At 73.4% G+C, this 17,294-nt stretch carries 15 protein-coding genes; 9 read left to right on the top strand and 6 right to left on the bottom strand.

Features of this window, described 5'->3' with window-relative positions; translation table 11 throughout:
• Positions 1 to 182: 182 nt before the first annotated feature.
• Positions 183 to 959 (top strand): O-antigen ligase family protein, encoded by a 777-nt coding sequence (locus BLV72_RS40905; RefSeq protein ID WP_342030708.1) that lies wholly within the window; start codon positions 183 to 185, stop codon positions 957 to 959.
• Entirely contained in the window at positions 956 to 1,180 is a 225-nt protein-coding gene (locus BLV72_RS51665) for a hypothetical protein (RefSeq protein WP_342030707.1), read from the top strand. Before BLV72_RS40905 ends, BLV72_RS51665 begins: the two co-directional genes overlap by 4 nt.
• Positions 1,181 to 1,313: 133 nt before the next feature.
• Here BLV72_RS51665 and BLV72_RS40900 read toward each other — a convergent pair whose 3' ends face one another.
• Positions 1,314 to 1,871 carry a hypothetical protein gene (locus BLV72_RS40900; RefSeq protein ID WP_093468810.1) on the bottom strand — a complete coding sequence of 186 codons (558 nt, stop codon included), beginning with the start codon at positions 1,869 to 1,871 and terminating at the stop codon, positions 1,314 to 1,316.
• Positions 1,872 to 1,969: 98 nt separating this feature from the next.
• Entirely contained in the window at positions 1,970 to 2,764 is a 795-nt protein-coding gene (locus tag BLV72_RS40895; protein ID WP_093468808.1) for a glutamate racemase, read from the bottom strand.
• A gap of 80 nt (positions 2,765 to 2,844) precedes the next feature.
• Between BLV72_RS40895 and BLV72_RS40890 the strand changes: the two genes are divergently transcribed.
• A complete protein-coding gene (locus tag BLV72_RS40890) occupies positions 2,845 to 4,086 on the top strand; it encodes a glycosyltransferase (RefSeq protein WP_208906105.1) in 1,242 nt (413 codons plus the stop codon).
• 25 nt (positions 4,087 to 4,111) lie between these two features.
• Here the strand turns inward: BLV72_RS40890 and BLV72_RS40885 are convergent, their stop codons facing one another.
• Complete coding sequence (locus BLV72_RS40885; protein WP_093468805.1) at positions 4,112 to 5,518, bottom strand: TerD family protein; 1,407 nt, start codon at positions 5,516 to 5,518, stop codon at positions 4,112 to 4,114.
• A 239-nt stretch (positions 5,519 to 5,757) separates the two neighbouring features.
• Here BLV72_RS40885 and BLV72_RS40880 point away from each other — a divergent pair, with 239 nt between their 5' ends.
• Positions 5,758 to 6,252: a DUF6643 family protein gene (locus BLV72_RS40880; RefSeq protein ID WP_093468804.1), complete on the top strand. Its 495-nt coding sequence runs from the start codon at positions 5,758 to 5,760 to the stop codon at positions 6,250 to 6,252.
• A gap of 414 nt (positions 6,253 to 6,666) precedes the next feature.
• On the opposite strand, the gene BLV72_RS40875 is transcribed toward BLV72_RS40880, so the two are convergent.
• Together BLV72_RS40875 and BLV72_RS40870 are read right to left on the bottom strand one after the other, a co-directional pair.
• Complete coding sequence (locus BLV72_RS40875) at positions 6,667 to 7,359, bottom strand: response regulator (protein ID WP_086711097.1); 693 nt, start codon at positions 7,357 to 7,359, stop codon at positions 6,667 to 6,669.
• A 123-nt stretch (positions 7,360 to 7,482) separates the two neighbouring features.
• Entirely contained in the window at positions 7,483 to 7,932 is a 450-nt protein-coding gene (locus BLV72_RS40870) for a cyclic nucleotide-binding domain-containing protein (RefSeq protein WP_043236595.1), read from the bottom strand.
• A 210-nt stretch (positions 7,933 to 8,142) separates the two neighbouring features.
• Between BLV72_RS40870 and BLV72_RS40865 the strand changes: the two genes are divergently transcribed.
• The 5 genes from BLV72_RS40865 to BLV72_RS40845 all read left to right on the top strand — a co-directional run bounded on the left by BLV72_RS40865 (position 8,143) and on the right by BLV72_RS40845 (position 14,846).
• On the top strand, positions 8,143 to 8,601 hold the full coding sequence (locus BLV72_RS40865; RefSeq protein ID WP_093468802.1) for an ATP-binding protein: 459 nt from the start codon (positions 8,143 to 8,145) through the stop codon (positions 8,599 to 8,601).
• A 79-nt stretch (positions 8,602 to 8,680) separates the two neighbouring features.
• The gene (locus BLV72_RS40860; RefSeq protein ID WP_093468801.1) at positions 8,681 to 9,640 is read left to right on the top strand and encodes a universal stress protein; all 960 of its coding nucleotides are present in this window, start codon (positions 8,681 to 8,683) and stop codon (positions 9,638 to 9,640) included.
• 114 nt (positions 9,641 to 9,754) lie between these two features.
• Entirely contained in the window at positions 9,755 to 11,512 is a 1,758-nt protein-coding gene (locus BLV72_RS40855; RefSeq protein WP_093468799.1) for a GAF domain-containing sensor histidine kinase, read from the top strand.
• 80 nt (positions 11,513 to 11,592) lie between these two features.
• Positions 11,593 to 12,195 carry an Rv1733c family protein gene (locus BLV72_RS40850; protein WP_093468798.1) on the top strand — a complete coding sequence of 201 codons (603 nt, stop codon included), beginning with the start codon at positions 11,593 to 11,595 and terminating at the stop codon, positions 12,193 to 12,195.
• A gap of 212 nt (positions 12,196 to 12,407) precedes the next feature.
• Positions 12,408 to 14,846 carry a right-handed parallel beta-helix repeat-containing protein gene (locus tag BLV72_RS40845; RefSeq protein ID WP_093468796.1) on the top strand — a complete coding sequence of 813 codons (2,439 nt, stop codon included), beginning with the start codon at positions 12,408 to 12,410 and terminating at the stop codon, positions 14,844 to 14,846.
• Here the strand turns inward: BLV72_RS40845 and BLV72_RS40840 are convergent.
• Positions 14,816 to 17,200, bottom strand: a complete 2,385-nt coding sequence (locus BLV72_RS40840) for a hypothetical protein (protein WP_425288482.1) — start codon at positions 17,198 to 17,200, stop codon at positions 14,816 to 14,818. The genes BLV72_RS40845 and BLV72_RS40840 overlap by 31 nt on opposite strands.
• Positions 17,201 to 17,294 lie beyond the last annotated feature (94 nt).

Here is a 17,294-nt window from a genome sequence, read left to right as displayed (position 1 = left end):
CGCCCTCCACGACGGGCGTTTCACGACCGACTCATCGTTTCTGCGCACCATATACACATTCCTTACGACAAGCGCTACGGTTTCGGGTGTCATGGCTCGCACGACGGCCGTAAGGCGTGTCGATGCGATGCCCGTCACGACGGGGGGTCGACGGGATGACGTCATCAGTGGTGGAGCCTGTCGTGCAGGACCACGGCAGACCGGCTGACGGATGTGCCGGCGCATCCGATATCGCGGGGGTTCTGATCCTGGCCGGCTGCGCCGTCTGGGCCCTGATCGCGGCCATGGGGCGGCCGGCCCGCCCCGAGGGGGTGCTGCTGGCGGTGCTGGCGGTGGCCGCCGGTTACGCCTGCGGCCGGATGGCCGGATCGCTGCTGCCGGTCGCCTCGACGGCGGCCGCCGGGCTCGCGGGGTTCGGCCTGGCCTGCGCCTCGCCATACGGGCTCACCGGCCATGAGGGGGCGGGCGCGGGCCAGCTCACCCTGGCCACGGGCGCGGTCTGCTGTGCGGCCTGGGCCGCCCCACGGGCCCTCCGCCCGGCGCTGTGGCTGCTGGCCACGGCGATCACGCTGACGGCCGTGGTGGCCGGCTCGACGGCGGGCGCGGTCGCGAGCGGCGCCGTCCTGGTGTGCTCGCTCACCGCCGCCCGGCGCCGGCACCGGCTGCCGGCGCTCGCCGCGTGCGTCCTGATCGCGGCGGTCGCGGTCGGCGGCACCTGGGCGGTGGCCAAGGACGCGGTCCCGGGCGGCCTCCCGCCCGCCCTGCGCGCCCATCTCACCGAGCACCGGATCCGGCTGTGGCAGGACGCGGCCCGTATCGAGGAGACGGACCCGCTGCGCGGTGCGGGCCCGGACCGCTTCGGCGAACTGAGCCCCGCGGCGGCCCAGCCGCAGGGCCCGGAGGCCAAGCCCCATTCGGCGCCGCTGCAGCAGGCGGCCGGTCAGGGCTGCCGGGGGTGATCCTGCTGGGCGCCGCCTTCGGCTGGATGCTCCACGCCCTGTGGCGCTCTCCGCGCCCGACTCCGGTGGTCCTTACGGCGGCCGCGACGCTCACGGCCCTGGCCGTCGTGTCCTGTCTGGGCAACGCCCTGAGCTTCTCCCAGATCACCGCGGGAGCGGGCCTCCTCGCCGGACTGGCGACCGCCCGCCTGAACGACGACCCGACGGGAGCGGTGCCATGAGACTCGGCACGGCGGGAGAGAAGGCGCCCTCGGACGCGTCCGACGGCAGAGAATGCGGGCCGCCAATGGCCGCGACGGACAGCGCCTCCCCGAAAGACATCCCCGTCCCCCTAAAGAGGGGAACGGGGACCGGCTAGATCTGGGAGGTACGCGCCGCGATCAGCCGCAGCCGGTCGCGGATGACCCGGACCGCCGCCTCCGCGTCGTCCACCGTGACCGTGAAGACGCGCCCGTCCCCGAGGCGGACCACCACGCCCTCGCCCCGGCGCACGACTACCGCGGTGCCCTTGTCGGGGCGCCAGCGGTAGCCCCAGCCGCCCCACTGGCAGGGGGTGACCTTACGGGCCACATCGGCGTGGACCACGTCGGTGAGCGGGATGCGGCGGCGCGGGAGCCCCATATGGCCGCAGCGGATCTCCAGCACTTCGTCGTCGACCCGCACCGCCACATGGACGAAGGCCAGGGTGCCGAAGAGCATCAGCAGCCCGGCGGCGACACAGCCGATGACGGACATCAGCAGCGGAGCGAGGCCCGAGCCCCATGGTGAGTCGACGGCGAGGTCGACACCGAGCGCCAGGCACGCGGCGCCCGCCACGGCCAGCACCCACTGCCCGCGGTTGTGGGCTCGTCCGGTCCAGACCGCGGGCGGCTGCCCGGGGGCGCTCGGCGTTCCGTGGTCGTGGTGCCTCATGGTTGGCAGCGTACTCAGGTTCCGGCCACACGGCAGGGGGAAGAGTCATTCCGCTGGTGAAGAGCGTTGCGGTCAGCTCACCGCACGAGGTGCCGCTGTCAACCGCGCGCCGGGGCGACGGGTGCCAGCAGCACTCCTTCGGCGTAGGTCAGGGCGACCTCCGGCAAGGCGGCCTCGCGGCCGCCGAGGATGACGGTCAGCCCCCCGGGGGCGACCGCGCCGTCCGGCGGGAAGGGGTCGGCGCCGATCCGGCGCAGGGCCTGGGCGGCGACGGCCCCGGCCGAGCCATGGAGGGCGATCGGCGGCGCGTCCGGCTGCTGCACGGCGGCCCGGATGCGGTCGGCGACCAGTTCGTAATGGGTGCAGCCCAGGACGACGGTCGTTACCTCGCGCGGGGTGCGGGCCGCCGCGGCGGCCACCGCGGCGTCGATCCCCTCGGTGTCGGCGTGCTGCACCGCGTCCGCGAGCCCCGGGCACGGCACCTCGGTCACCTCGACGCCGTCCGCGAAGTCGCGGATCAGTGCGCGCTGGTACGGGCTGCCGGTGGTGGCCGGGGTGGCCCAGATCGCGATCGGCCCTCCCCCGGCCGCCGCGGGCTTGATGGCGGGCACGGTCCCGACGACCGGCAGTACGGGCTCCAGCTCGGCGCGCAGCGCGGGCAGCGCGTGGACGGAGGCGGTGTTGCAGGCGACGATCAGCGCGTCGGGGCGGTGCGCGGCGGCGGCCCGGGCGCAGCCCAGGGCGAGTTCGGTGACGTCCTCGGGCGTGCGCGGACCCCACGGCATGGTGGCGGGGTCGGAGGAGAGAACGAGATCGGCGTCCGGCCGCAGTCGGCGCATCGCGGCGGCGGTGGGCAAGAGCCCGATTCCGGAGTCCATAAGCGCGATCTTCACCCGGTCACTTTAATGGATCGGTCCGGTGCGCCCGACGGCCGGGCACACCTTCGGGCAGACTTCGGCGGGTGAGCGCGCTGATGTGGATCGCCGCCGGGTCGTTGGCCGCATGGCTGTGGCTGCTGCTGGGCCAGGGCTTCTTCTGGCGTACGGACGTCCGGCTGCCCCGGAGGGGCCCGGACGACTCCGGGCCGCCGGAGCCCGCGGCATGGCCCTCGGTGGCCGTCGTGGTGCCCGCCCGGGACGAGTCCGTCGTGCTTCCGGCCAGCCTGCCCTCGCTGCTCGCCCAGGACTATCCGGGGCCGGCGGAGATCTTCCTGATCGACGACGGCAGCTCGGACGGCACCGGAAAGCTCGCCCGTGAACTGGCCGAGGAGTACGGCGGGCTGCCGCTGACCGTCGACTCCCCCGGCGATCCGGGCCCCGGCTGGACCGGCAAGCTGTGGGCGGTGCGGCATGGCATGGCGCTCGCGACGACCCGTATCGCCGCGGACCGTAAGGACGACGGCGGCGACCATAGGGACGACGGCGGCCGTAAGGACGACGTTGGCGTCGACTACCTGTTGCTGACGGACGCGGATATCGCGCATGAACCGGACTCCCTGCGGGAGTTGGTGCGCGCGGCCGAGGCGAACGGACTGGATCTGGTCTCCCAGATGGCGCGGCTGCGGGTGGCGACCGGCTGGGAGCGGCTGATCGTCCCCGCCTTCGTCTACTTCTTCGCCCAGCTGTACCCCTTTCGGTGGGTCAACCGGCCCCGGGGGCGCACCGCGGCGGCCGCGGGCGGCTGCGTGCTGCTGCGCCGGGAGGCAGCCGAGCGGGCCGGGATCCCGGAGTCGATCCGGCAGTCGGTCATCGACGATGTGGCGCTGGCCCGTACGGTGAAACGGTCCGGCGGGCGGATCTGGCTGGGGCTGGCCGACCGGGTGGACAGCGTGCGGCCGTATCCGCGGCTGGGCGAGCTGTGGCGGATGGTCTCGCGCAGCGCGTACACCCAGCTGCGCCACAATCCGCTGCTGTTGCTGATGACGGTCGTGGGGCTGGCCGTGGTGTATCTCGTGCCGCCCGCGGCCGTGGTCGCCGGGGTGCTGACGGGGCGTCCCACGCTCCTGTCGCTGGGCGCCGCCGCCTGGGTCCTGATGGCGGGCAGCTACATCCCGATGCTGCGCTACTACCGGCAGACCCTGTGGCTGGCACCCCTGCTGCCCCTGACGGCCCTTCTCTACCTCCTGATGACCGTGGACTCGGCGGTGCGGCACCACCTCGGACAGGGCGCGGCCTGGAAGGGGCGCACCTACGCCCGCCCCAGCGCCGCACCCTGACGGCCGCGCCCCGTGCACCGGGTCGTCACTTGCGGCCGGGTGTCCAGTTCATGCCCCAGCCGTAGGCCTGGTCGAGGGTGCGCTGCGGGCTGACGCCGCGCTGCGGCACCAGATAGCGGGCCTCGCGCTGTACGACGAGATCGTTGCCCGTGTTGGTGATGAGCGCGAGCGCGCAGACCGGGGACGGGACCGTGCACTCGTCGAGCGAGAAGTCGATCGGGGCGCCGAACTGCGGCTGCAGGGTGACCGTGGCGTGGAGGTTGGCAAAGCTGCGGGCGCCCTCGTAGATGGTCACGAAGACCAGGATCCGGCGGAACGACCGCAGGTGGTCGAGGTTGATGGTGAGGTTCTCACCGGCCGCCCGGGCACCGGTCCGGTCGTCGGCGTCCAGGTGGATGAAGGGCGGCTGGTGCAGCGAGCCGAACGAGTTGCCGAGCGCCTGGACCACGCCCTTGCTGCCGTCGGAGAGTTCGAACAGCGCCCCCAGGTCGAGATCGAGCTCGTTGTGCATGGCCATGGCCTTGCCCAGCTTGGAGGCCCAGCCCGAGAACTGCTTGTGCACCTGCCAGTTGAGGTTGACCCGCATGGTGCCGGAGGTGCCGCCCTGCTTGGTGAGCGAGACCGCGGGCGCCTCCTTCGTCAGGGTGACCTTGCTGAGGCTCACCGGCGCCGTGGCGGGCGCGGGGGCCGGGGCGGCCGGTGCGGTGGGCGGGGGCGGCGGAAGGGGCGTGGCGGCGGCGGTGGGCGGCGGAGGCGGGTACGCCCCGGCCGGAGGGCCGGACGGCGGCGCGGGGGCGGCGTACGGGTTCTGCGCGGCCGCGTGCGGGGTCTGTGCCGCGTACGGGTTCTGCCCGGCGTTCGGCGGCGCGGCGGGGGCGGGAACGGGGGCGGCGGGCTGAGCCGGCGTCTGCTGCGGTTCGTCGACACTGATGCCGAAGTCCGTGGCGAGCCCCGCCAGCCCGCTCTCGTACCCCTGGCCCACCGCGCGGAACTTCCAGGCGCCCTGCCTGCGGTACAGCTCGCCGAGGACGAAGGCGGTCTCGACGGAGGCGTCCTCGCTGTCGAAGCGGGCGAGCTCCGCGCCGCCCGCCGCGTCCAGCACCCGGATGTGCAGACCGGGGACCTGACCGAACGTTCCGCCATCGGCCGAGGCCGCCAGGACCACGGTGTCGATGGCGGACTCCACGCGGGCGAGGTCCACCGAAAGGGTGTCGGTGACGGTGTCACCCGTGGTCCGCTTCCCCTCGTGGCGCACCGCGCCGGAGGAGTGCGCCGCCTGGTTGTAGAAGACGAAGTCCCCGTCGGACCTGACCTTCCCGGACATCAGCAGCAACGCCGAGGCGTCCACGTCCGGCGCCCCCGGTCCGGCGCGCCAGCCGAGCTCGATCCGCACCGCGCTTGCCGGTACTGGCGTGTTACCGCCCTTGCGCATCGCCATTTCCGTCCCCCTGCCTCTCTGTTCGCTCGGCCACCGGGCCGCTCGGCCGCCGCATACCGCGGACGGCCGGTGGCTACCCGCTGAAAACGCGCTCTTTACACGATCTCAACGTACCCTGACGACCGATTTTCCCTGGTTCGCTCGGATTGGGGATCCACGGCCACTCCGAACACTGAAAACAACCCTCCTACCGGACTCCCCAATCAGCACATGGTGGGCTTAACTTATGGTCTATGACCTCCCCCCGCAGCACTTACGGTGGCGGCTACTACTCCTCGCCGTCCTTCCCGGACACCCCCATCTACGACAGCCTTGTCGCCGAGCGGGGCACACCACAGATCGCGCCCATCAGGGTGCCGTCCGCCTACGACACCGGAAGTCATCTTCCGGCCCTGCCCTCAGCGCTTCCCGCGCTGCCGGCCGCGCCCTCGCCGCAGCCCATGTACCAGGGCTACCAGCAGCAGCCGCAGCCCACCGGGCTGCAGCAGGCGCACGCGCCCTACATCCCGCCGCAGCCGACCGGCCCGCGGGGCTACCCGGGCGCTCAGCAGCCGCAGATGCAGCGCCCCGGCCCGGCCGCGCCGATGGGGTACGAGGCGATGCGCCCGGCCATGACGCGTCCGGCCGCGCCGCGTCCGGCGGCCCCCGCGCCGTCTCCCTACGACGACCCGTACGGGCGTCAGCAGTACCCGGGCGGCCGGGCGCCGCAGCCTGGAGGCGGCTACTGACACGTGTCGGGAGGTGATGCGACCGGGCCGGTGCCCGGTCGCGGGAAGGATCGGGCCGGATGGGGCATCCCCGTCCGGCCCCTGACTTTTTTGCGGGCCGGCCGGCCCCTGGATGTCCGGGGGCCGGGACGGTGCCGACTCTCGAGGGGGCCGTTCGGCCCCTCCCCCGCGGTGGAACGCCTCGCGATGCTGGACCGAGCAATTCCGTGAGCCACCTCCACGGGGGCGGACCGGGCTCTCACTCCACTGCGGTGAAGGGCGACTCGGCCGGTCCGTCTCGTTCGGTGTGGGGCGCGGGGCCGGCAGGGGAGCCGGTCCCGCGCTCCATGCGAACCGCGCCCCGGGCCGACCGTAAGGACGTCACCCGGCCCACCGTGGGGACGTCATCGACTCCTGGCCGTACCGCTCACGGGCTCACTGACCCGTTTCGCGCTCCTTGATCCGCTCGGCGATCACGGCGGCCTGAATGCGCCGCCCCACGCCCAGCTTGGACAGGATCGAGGAGATGCGGTTCTTGACGGTCTTCTCGGCCAGGAACAGCCGCTCGGCGATCTGCCGGTTGGTCAGCCCGTCGCCGATGAGCTGGAGGATCTCCCGCTCCCGCGGTGACAGGTTCTCCAGTTCCACGGGCCCGCTCGGCGCGGGGCCGCGCAGCCGGGCCATCACCCGGGCGGTGGCGCCGGGGTCGAGCATGGAGCGGCCGTCGGCCACCGTACGCACCGCCGACACCAGATCGGACCCGTTGATCTGCTTGAGCACATAGCCCGCGGCCCCGGCCATGATGGCGTCGAACAGCGCCTCGTCGTCGTCGAAGGACGTCAGCATCAGACACGCGAGATCGGGGAGCCGGGCCCGCAACTCCCGGCAGACCTCGATCCCTTCGTGGTCCCCGCCGTCGCCCGAGGAGCCGAGCCGTACGTCGAGCACCGCGACCCGTGGCCGTACGGCGGGGGCGCGGGCGATGGCCTCGCGGGCGTTGGCCGCCTCGCCGACCACCTCCAGATCGGACTCGGCGTCGAGCAGGTCACGCAGTCCGCGCCGCACCACCTCGTGGTCGTCGAGCAGAAAGACCCTGATGGGGCCGTCGGGGTCGGCGGTCTGGGGCACGGCCTCTCCTCCATGGCGCACGGGTCGCCGGTCGCGGTCCGGCTGCCCAGCTTTACGTTCTGCCGCAGGGCAGCGTAAGGGGCCATTCGGCCCCCGGGCCGCTCTCCGCGCCCTCCGGTCCGGTCATGGCGAGATCCCGCCCGCGTACGGCCCGTACAGATCCAGCAGCCGGGTGCGGGCGCTCTGCAGCCGGCCCCCGATCACCTGGGCGCAGGCCAGCGCGAGGGCATAGCCCAGCTCCGGGTCCTCGTCGCACAGCCGGCGCACCGCCTCCGCGTTGAATTCGTGCGCGCGCACCGGGCTGAGCGCCTCCGCGCCCAGATGCCAGGTGTCCGGCGGGAAGAGCCAGGACCAGCCGATGAGCTCTCCGGGGCCGAGGGTCTCGATCACCGCGGGCCGACGCCCCGGAACATGCAGATCGAGGGTGACCGCCCCGGTGCGGATGATCCAGAAACGGTCGGCCTTACGGCCCTCCTCGAAGATGCGGCCGCCCGCGGGGAAGGACACATCGTGGGCAAGCGCCATCACCCGTTCACGATGTTCGGTCTTCAGCGCGCTCAGAAGTCCCATCATGACCTCACCTTGCCGTCTCCTCTCCCCCCTCGCCCCTCGGCGGTCACTGTGCGTACGAGAGGCAGCGATCCAAAGCGATACACCGACGATCGGGTATCGCTTCACCCTTACCCATTTCCGGTCACGTTTCCGATATGACACGTCATTCGTGCTCGTGATGACCGATGAGACCCCACTCCCCGTACCCTCGGCTGCTTCACCGACCCTGCGATGTCGCTCGTACTCGTCACCAAACGGGAGGCACTGGTGCTAGCCGACCCTCGTCGGTCCGCCGATCGAGCCGGAGAACACCTGCTCCACCGCCATTTCACCGCCGACGAGCTGCCCCGGCTGCGGGTGCAGATCGAGGAGTGCGCGGCCTGGGCCGGGCTCAGCGAGGCCCGCCGCGGGGACTTCGTGCTGGCCGTCGACGAGATCGCCAACAACGCCATCGAGCATGCGGGCGGCACCGGCTCCCTGCTGCTGCGGCGGATCGGCGACGAGTTGGAGTGCCGGATCAGCGACTCCGGCCCCGGCTTCTCCGAGGACGTCATCCCCCGGATCCTGCCGGGGCTGGACGGCGCCACCAGCGGCCGCGGACTGTGGCTGACCCAGTTGGTCACCGACCGGCTGGTGATCAGCGCGGGGGCGATGGGCGCCGTGGTGACGCTGGCCATGCGGCTGCGCTGAGTGAGCCGCCGGACCCCCTCGGCGACCGCTTCGGCGGGACAATGGGAGGGGACACACCCATGTGCCGGCAGGAGAGGCGGTGGGCACGGTGGAGCTTCCCGTGGTCGTCGGGGTCGACGGTTCGGACGCCGCCTCGGACGCACTGGACTGGGCGGCCGAGCTGGCCGGGCGCCGCGGGCTGCCGCTGCGCGTCGTCCACGCCTCCCTGTGGGAGCGGTACGAGGGCTACGTCGCCGGAACGGCCGCCGACCGCCCCGCCGAGCGGCTCCACAGCGAGGCGGTGCTGGCCACCGCGGCCGAGCGGGCCGGGCGGCGGGTGCCGGCCCTGAAGGTGATGACCGACCTGGCGGCCGACGACGCGGTCACCGCCCTGCTGCGCGCCGGGCAGAGCGCCGAGGCGCTGGTGGTCGGCTCGCGCGGCCGCGGCGAGTTCGCCTCCCTGCTGCTCGGCTCGGTCGGGCTGGGCATCGCGGCCCGCGCCCAGTGCCCGGTGGTCGTGGTGCGCGGCCGCCCGCAGAACGTGCACGGCGGGATGAACCGGGTGGTGGTGGGGATCGCCGAGCGCGAGCGCCCGGGCGAGCGGGAGCCCGCGCCGCCCTCGGCCGCCGTCGCATTCGCCCTGCGCGAGGCGCGACTGCGCGGCGGGGAGCTGGAGGCGGTGCACGCCTGGCGTTGCGCGGGCCCCGAGGACCACGGAGCGCGCGAGAACCACCGAGCACACGAGGACCACAGGGCACACGAGGACCACAGGGCACGCGAGAACCACAGAGCGCGCGAGGACCACGCACGGCGCGCCGCCGAGCTCCTGGACGAGACGCTGGGCGGCGCCACGGCGGCCGGGCTGCCGCCGGTGCCGGTGGCGCACCGCCCGGTCGAGGGCTCGGCGCGCAAGGCGCTGCTGGACGCCTCCGCGCACGCCGATCTGCTGGTGGTGGGGGCCCGGCGGCGGCAGGGGCACTTCGGTATGCAGCTGGGGCTTGTCAACCACGCCGTACTGCATCACGCCAAGTGCCCGGTCGCCGTGGTGCCGGTTTCCTAGGCTCCCGTCCCTCAGCGGCCCCTGACCCTGGCCGAGTTCCTTCCATCGCCGTCACCGCCGGCCCCTGCCCCGGCTACCCTGCTGGTGAGAGGCTCATGGGGGGATGGTGGCCAGGTGTCGGGCAGTGCGGATCAGGGGCGCCATCCGGCCCTTCCCCAACTCCGGCTCGACCAGCTCCTCGATGAGCTCCAGGCGCGGCTGGACGCCGCCCGGTCCACCCAGGACCGGATGCACAACCTCCTGGAGGCCGTGCTCAGCGTGGGCCGCGAGCTGGACCTGGAGCAGGTGCTGCGCCGGATCGTGGAGTCCGCGGTGGTGCTGGCCGACGCGGAGTACGGCGCGCTGGGCGTGATCGACCGGCATCGGCTCTCGCAGTTCCTGCCGGTCGGCATATCCGAGGAACGGGCCCACCGCATCGGCCCGTTGCCCAGTGGTCACGGACTGCTCGGCGAGCTGATCCGCCACCCCCAGTCGCTGCGGCTCACCGATCTGTCGGAGCATCCGGCGAGCTACGGCTTCCCCGAGCACCATCCGCCGATGCGCTCGTTCCTGGGCGTGCCGATCCGGGTCCGTGACGAGGTCTTCGGAAATCTCTATCTGACGGAGAAGCGCGGCGGCGCCCAGTTCGACGCCGATGACGAGGCGGTGCTGACCACCTTGTCGGTCGCCGCCGGGGTGGCCATCGACAACGCCCGGCTGTACCACGAGAGCCGGCGCCGCGAGCAGTGGCTGGAGGCGCTCGGCGTCATCACCCGTACGCTGCTGGCGGGCACCGCGGCGGGCGAGGCGCTGAGCCTGATCGCCCGGCTCGCCCTGCAGGTGGCCCTCGCCGACTCGGCGGCGATCCTGCTGCCGGCCGCGGGCACCGACTCCCTGGTGGTCGAGGTGGCCGAGGGGCATGACGCGGAGGCCATCGGCGGGCTCATGGTGCCGTCCGACGGCTCGCTGGCCGGGCTCGCCGCCCGCACCGGACGCCCCGCGGTCGCCTCGGACGTACGGGTGGACTCCCGGGCCCGGTCCTGGCCGCTGCCGGCTCCGGAGAGCGAGTTCGGCCCGGTGGTGGCCGTACCGCTGGTCGCGGGCGCGCGGGCCTCCGGTGCGCTGCGGCTGTGCCGGCTCGCCGGGCGGCAGCCCTTCGACGACCATGAGGTGGAGCTGCTCTCGGGGTTCGCGGCGCAGGCGGCGCTCGCCCTGGAACTGGCCCGGCACCGCGCCGAATCCGAGCATATGGCGCTGCTCCAGGACCGTGACCGGATCGCCCGGGACCTCCATGATCTGGCCATTCAGCGGCTCTTCGCGACCGGCCTCACCCTGCAGAGCGCGGGCCGGCTGATCGAACGCCCGGAGGCCGCCGAGCGGGTGGGGCGGGCCGTGGACGACCTGGACGAGACCATCAAGATCATCCGCTCCACCATCTTCGCCCTGCGCACGGTCGGGGACGACGGCGGCGAACCCGCCACACTGCGGCGCCGGCTGGTCAAGGCCGTCCGGTCGGCCTCCGACACCCTGGGCTTCGCACCGTCGCTGCTGATGGACGGCCCGGTGGACACCGATGTGCCGGACACGACGGGCGACCATGTGCTGGCGGTGCTCGCCGAGGCGCTCAGCAACACGGTGCGGCACGCCCATGCCCAGCGGGTGGAGGTGCGGCTGACCGTCGGCGCCGACCTCACCTTGGTGGTCGCGGACAACGGGGTGGGCGTCGGGGGCGCCGCCCCCAGCGGAGGGCTGGTGAACATGCGGTCAAGGGCCGAACTCCTGGGCGGCGCACTGGACATCGAGGCGCCCGAGGCGGGCGGCACCCGGCTGGTCTGGTGTGTCCCTCTGAACCGCCGACGGCCCGCCGGAACGGCGAAAGGGCTGGCCCCGTGATATTGCTCTCTCTTCACCGAATCCGCGCATATCCGGCCCGCCATGCGGTACCCACGGATGGGGAAGGGGGTATGTGATCCATGCGAATGATCTGGGGGCTGTGGCGCTGGCGGCGTAATCCGCTGCGCCGTAAGACGGACATCGTGGAGGCGTGCGCGGCGATGATCGCCGCGGCGCTCATCCTGCTCGTCGCCCCCGCCGCCGGCTGGGCATCGGGGTCCATGGCACACGGGGCGCTGGTGAGGGCCGCGCACGAACAGCGGGCCGAGCGCCATCCGCGCTCGGCCACCGTGCTGAAGGTGCTGCCGCATCCACCCATCGACTCCGATCCCGAGACCGCTTCCGCGAGAGACGCGCACCGCCGGGTCCTCGCCCGCTGGACGGGGCCGGACGGCAGCAGACACCAGGGCACGCTGGGGGCCCACCCGGGTGCCGACCCCGGTGAGCGGTTCCGGGTCTGGACCGACGACCACGGCCGCCCGGTGGGCCGCCCGCTGGACGCGGCGACGGCCACCACCCACGCCGTGCTGGCGGGGATCGGCGCGGCCGGGGCGACGGCGGTCCTGGTGGACGGCGCCCGGCGGCTGGTCGTATGGCGGCTCATGCGCCGGCGCTACGCACAGTGGGACATCGCCTGGGAGCGAGCCGGTCAGGACTGGGGCCGGGCGGACGCCGACAGCTAGCCCCTGCCAGTCGGCCGTCGGCCCCTGCGAGTGGGCCGCGCACGGGCGGGAGTTGTCATATGAGCGCCAACTCCGCCCGTGGTCCACAGGCAGGTCATCTCATGGTGCCGTGCGCACGCTACGGTGGGGCATTCCATATGCGCAGCCGCAGTCGGCAGCGGCGGTCAGGCGCGCACACCGGCAAACGCACGAGGTGGGGGCACAGCAGCACCATGGCACAGGGCTCGGTCGTCCAGGTGACGCACAGCGGAACGTCGCGGTGGCGGCGCCGCACCGGAGAGTACGCCTCCCTCACGGCGGCCCTGGAGGCCGCCGGGGACGGTGATGTGCTCTCCATCTCGCCCGGCACCTACCGCGAGAATCTGGTGGTGGGCCGGGCCGTCACACTGCGCGGCCCCGAGGGCTCGGCACGCGGTTCGGTGCGCATCGCGCCGGTGGACGGAGTGGCACTGACGATACGTGCCTCCGCCGTGGTCCAGGATCTGCATGTCGAGGGCCAGGACTCGGCCGCCCCCGCGCTGCTGATCGAGGACGCCACCCCGGAGGTGTCGGACGTACGGGTCGCCACGCGCTCGGCGGTCGGCATCGAGGTGCGCGGCGGCGCCCGTCCCACCGTGCGGCGCTGCACCGTGGACAATCCCGCGGGCGTCGGGCTCAGCGTGCTGGACGGCGCGGGCGGGGTGTTCGAGGAGTGCGAGGTGGTGGCCGCCGGGCAGTCCGGGGTGGCGGTGCGCGGCGGCGCCCGTCCGCGCCTGGACCGCTGCCGGGTCCACCACGCGTCCGGGGCGGGCTTCTCGCTGACCGGCGAGGGCTCCTCGCTGGAGGCCGTCGGCTGCGAGGTGTACGAGATCCGGGGCGCCGGGGTGCAGGTCTCCGGGCGCGCGACCGGGCATCTCACCGACTGCCGGGTGCACCGTACGACATCCGACGGGGTCAACCTGGACACGGACGCGGTGCTCACGCTCGCCGACTGCGAGATCCATGACATCCCGGAGAACGCGATCGACCTGAGGTCGCGTTCGGTACTGACGCTGACCCGCTCCACGGTGCGCCGGTTCGGGCGCAACGGCCTGTCGGTGTGGGACCCGGGCACCCGGGTGGACGCCAACCAGTGCGAGCTGCACGAGAGCACCGGCGACTATCCGGCGGTGTGGGTGAGCGACGGGGCGACCGCCGTGCTCGACTCGTGCCGGGTGCGCGAGGTGCCGGACGCGCTGTTCGTCCTGGACCGCGGATCGCGGGTCGATGTGGTCGACAGCGATCTGTCCCAGGTGCGCTCCACCGCGGTCTCGGTCAGCGACGGGGCCATCGTCCAGCTGGACGACTGCCGCATCCGGGAGGCGGCCACCGGGGCATGGTTCCGCGACCACGGCAGCGGCGGCACGCTCGCCAACTGCACGATAGACGGGGCCTCCACCGGAGTGATCGTCACCAAGGGCGCCGATCCGACGGTCGAGCGCACCACGGTCTCCGGGCCGACGGAGGCCGGGTTCTATGTGTCCGCCGAGGGCCGCGGCACGTTCACGAGCTGCCGGGTGACCGGCAGCGGGGGCTACGGCTTCCACATCATCGACGGCTGCCGCACCACCTTGACCCGGTGCCGCACGGAGCGGTGTGCGCGCGGCGGGTACGAGTTCTCCGAGGCGGGTCCGCTCGTCGAGGACTGCACCAGCGACGAGAGCGCCACCACGGCGCTGGGCTCCCCGACCACGCCCGGCCAGCCCCCGCTCACCGCGCCCGCCGTGGAGACCGCCGCCTCGACGGGCGGGCTGCTGGGCGGCGTCCCGTCGCAGCGGTCCGTCCAGACCTCCGCGCCCGCCGTCGAGCCCCCGGTCTCCGTCCGCCCGTCCTCGGCGGTGCTGGGCGAACTCGACACACTGGTCGGGCTGGAGAGCGTCAAGCGCGAGGTGCGCGCTCTCACCGACATGATCGAGGTGGGCCGGCGGCGCCAGGAGGCCGGGCTCAAGGCCGCCTCCGTCCGCCGTCATCTGGTCTTCACCGGCTCCCCGGGCACCGGCAAGACGACGGTCGCCCGGCTCTACGGGGAGATCCTGGCCTCCCTCGGCGTGCTGGAGCGCGGCCATCTGGTGGAGGTCTCCCGGGTGGACCTGGTGGGTGAGCACATCGGCTCCACGGCCATACGCACCCAGGAGGCGTTCGACCGGGCGCGCGGCGGGGTGCTGTTCATCGACGAGGCGTACGCCCTCTCGCCGGAGGACTCCGGCCGGGACTTCGGCCGGGAGGCGATAGACACCCTGGTCAAGCTGATGGAGGACCACCGGGAAGCGGTCGTGGTCATCGTCGCGGGGTACACCGCCGAGATGGAGCGCTTTTTGTCCGTCAACCCCGGTGTGGCCTCCCGCTTCTCGCGCACCATCACCTTCGGCGACTACGCGCCGGAGGAACTGCTGCGGATCGTGGAGCAGCAGGCCGAGGAGCATGAGTACCGGATCGGCGAGGGGGCGGCGGAGGCGCTGCTCAAGTACTTCACGGCGCTTCCCAAGGGCCCGGCGTTCGGCAACGGGCGCACCGCCCGGCAGACCTTCGAGGCGATGGTGGAGCGGCATGCGGGTCGGGTCGCCCAGCTGAGCGACCCGACCACGGACGACCTCACGCTGCTCTATCCCGAGGATCTGCCCGAGCTCATCTGACCGGCGGCCCCCTCCTGCGGAGGTGGCGGCGTCTGCTCCGGGAGCCGGGCCAGCAGCCCGGCCCGCTCCCGGTCGAAGACGGGGTCGGCCTGGTAGTCCCCATGCCCCAGGATCGGCGCGGGCAGCGGGTGTTCGGGCGTACGGCCGTAGACCAGCGGGTCCTTGAGCGCGCCGCAGTCGACCTCGGGCCCGCTGCCGTCGGGCAGCCGGATGGGGCCGCCGATCGGGTCGGTGAAGCGCCACAGATTGCGCCAGCAGCGCACCTCGCCGTGGAGCGAGAGGAGCTGGGTGGGCCCGAAGTAGGCGGGGAACCAGCGCCCGTACAGCCGCTCCAGCGGTGAGCCGTAGGTGAGCAGCGCGACCTGGCCGCGGGTGCGGTGGTCCAGCTGCCAGACCGCCGCGGCGGCCAGCACACTGCCCTGGGAATGGCCGGAGATGACCAGTCGGCCGCCGTGCCGGCGGGTCCAGGTCTCCATCCGCCAGGTCAGATCGGGCACCGCCCGCTCCGCGTAGCACGGGGGCGCGAAGGGGTGGGCGGCGCGCGGCCAGAAGGTGCCCACGTCCCACAGGATGCCGATGGTGCGGCGGGCGGCGGGGCTGCGGTAGGCGCGGCGGGCCCAGGTGACCAGCATCAGGAAGGCCAGCCCCATCAGCCAGGAGCCCAGCGCCTGGGCGGTCTGGGCGGCGGCGTCCACGGCCCCCGGCGCGTCGTCGGCGGCCCGCCCCGGCACCTGGTCCGTGACCCAGGCCCCGGTGACGGCGGCGGCGCCGAACAACAGGGTCAGCAGCGCGACGGGGCCGACGATCCACGGGGCGGAGTCGGTGAGGCCGGCGCGGGCGATCGTGCGCGCGATCCGCCGGGTGCGCACCGGGTCGGGCCGCTCCCCCGGATAGCCGTCCATGATGGTCGGCAGCAGCCGGTTGCGCACCCGCCACACCCTTACGGTGAAGATCAGCAGCAGGGCGACCAGGGCGAGCAGCAGCGCGGGGATGGCCGTGGCCAGCCAGGTCAGCAGAACCGGCGGGGCGATGCCCGGCCCCTCACCGGGGGTGGCGCCGCCGTCCAGCCAGTCGGCGAAGCGCTGGGCGACACCGCCCGCGAGCACCGCGCCGAGCCCGCAGGCGAGCACGGCCACGGCGGGCCCGGCGAGCCCGTACAGCGGGGTGCGGCCGGGAGCAGACCGGTGGAGGACCAGGGCGCACACCGCCATGGTCACGATCAGCGCGCCCTCCCCTATGGCGATGGCACAGAACGCCTGGTTGCCCGGCAGCTTGCCGGTGGAGGCCCAGCCGGGGCGGGACCACCCGGCGTACAGCACGGAGAGCGCCAGCACCGCGAGGGCCGCGCCGGGCAACGCGGTGATGGTGATGCGGTCCAGCTCCCCGTCGACCTTGGTCTCGCTGCGGCCGCGGTAGCACACCACGGCCACCACCGCGACCGCGCCCGCGGCGAGCAGCGTCAGCAGCGCCCAGCCCGCGGCGTCCTGCAGCCCGCCGCCGCCCGGCTCGCGGTCGTAGGTGGTGGTGGGCAGGGTCAGGCCCGCCGCGATGGTGAGGAAGCCGGCAGCGGTGTGGGCGGCGCGCAGCCGGGCGACGATCCTGCGGCCGTACCAGAAGCCGGGCAGGCACAGCGCGGGGCGGTTGCCCGCCTCGGGGGCGGACTCGTCGACCGGGCGCTCCAGCGGCGGGGAGGACTCGTACGCGCTCCAGGTGCGGTTGGACAGGTACCACAGCAGTCCGGTGAGCGCGCCGGGCAGCACCGCGGCGAGCGCGAGCCTGCGGCCGGGCTGGCTCCACCAGCCGTGGTTCTCCGGGGACAGGAAGCCGAGCCAGGACTTGCCCCCGGCGCAGTCGGCCGAACCGGCACACTGCCAGGCGATCAGGTCCAGGGCCACCTCGCAGGCCCCGGCGATCAGCAGCACGGTCAAGGTGAGCGCCACCAGCCGTACGAACAGGCCGTAGGTGCGCACGGTCCGCTCGCGCCGGTCGGCCGGGGGCCGCATCCAGTGGGCGAGGTTGGCGACCATGAACGGCAGTAAAAGCAGCCACAGGGCGCGGGAGCTGTTGCCCGAGGTGAGGTTGCACCATACGTACGCCTCGCGGATCGGGCCCTCACGGTCCGGGCCCTCCCGGTCCTCCGGCGGGCGCTGCTCGGCGTCGACCTCGTCCGCCCTGCGGTAGACCGCCGCGGTCTCGTCGCCGGTGACCCGGCAGGTGCGCGGATCGCGCAGCATCTCCTCGGGGGTGGTGCCGCCCACTCCGTGGACGAGGAGTTCGAGATCGGACGGCGGTGCTCCGCCCTTACGGGCTGCCGTCGCCCGTTGCGCCCCGTCGGCCGGCGTGTCCGTAGGCATGGTCGCTGGCACCGTGTTCCCCCGATTCCGGTGTGGTGCGGTCGTTCTGCTCCAGGATTGTGCCCATCGGCCACCTCCCCCGACCCTGACAGGC

The organism is Streptomyces melanosporofaciens (assembly GCF_900105695.1).
Taxonomy (GTDB): Bacteria; Actinomycetota; Actinomycetes; order Streptomycetales; family Streptomycetaceae; genus Streptomyces; species Streptomyces antimycoticus.
Note: the sequence above shows the minus strand (reverse complement) of the source record. Positions and strands in the feature narration are given on the sequence as shown.

Excerpts from the sequence above, each read along its gene's own strand:
- BLV72_RS40900 (WP_093468810.1), bottom strand. The coding sequence starts at position 1,871 with ATGAGGCACCACGACCACGGAACGCCGAGCGCCCCCGGGCAGCCGCCC.
- BLV72_RS40890 (WP_208906105.1), top strand. The coding sequence starts at position 2,845 with ATGTGGATCGCCGCCGGGTCGTTGGCCGCATGGCTGTGGCTGCTGCTG.
- BLV72_RS40885 (WP_093468805.1), bottom strand. The coding sequence starts at position 5,518 with ATGCGCAAGGGCGGTAACACGCCAGTACCGGCAAGCGCGGTGCGGATC.
- BLV72_RS40880 (WP_093468804.1), top strand. The coding sequence starts at position 5,758 with ATGACCTCCCCCCGCAGCACTTACGGTGGCGGCTACTACTCCTCGCCG.
- BLV72_RS40870 (WP_043236595.1), bottom strand. The coding sequence starts at position 7,932 with ATGATGGGACTTCTGAGCGCGCTGAAGACCGAACATCGTGAACGGGTG.
- BLV72_RS40865 (WP_093468802.1), top strand. The coding sequence starts at position 8,143 with ATGTCGCTCGTACTCGTCACCAAACGGGAGGCACTGGTGCTAGCCGAC.
- BLV72_RS40850 (WP_093468798.1), top strand. The coding sequence starts at position 11,593 with ATGCGAATGATCTGGGGGCTGTGGCGCTGGCGGCGTAATCCGCTGCGC.
- BLV72_RS40845 (WP_093468796.1), top strand. The coding sequence starts at position 12,408 with ATGGCACAGGGCTCGGTCGTCCAGGTGACGCACAGCGGAACGTCGCGG.
- BLV72_RS40840 (WP_425288482.1), bottom strand. The coding sequence starts at position 17,200 with ATGCCTACGGACACGCCGGCCGACGGGGCGCAACGGGCGACGGCAGCC.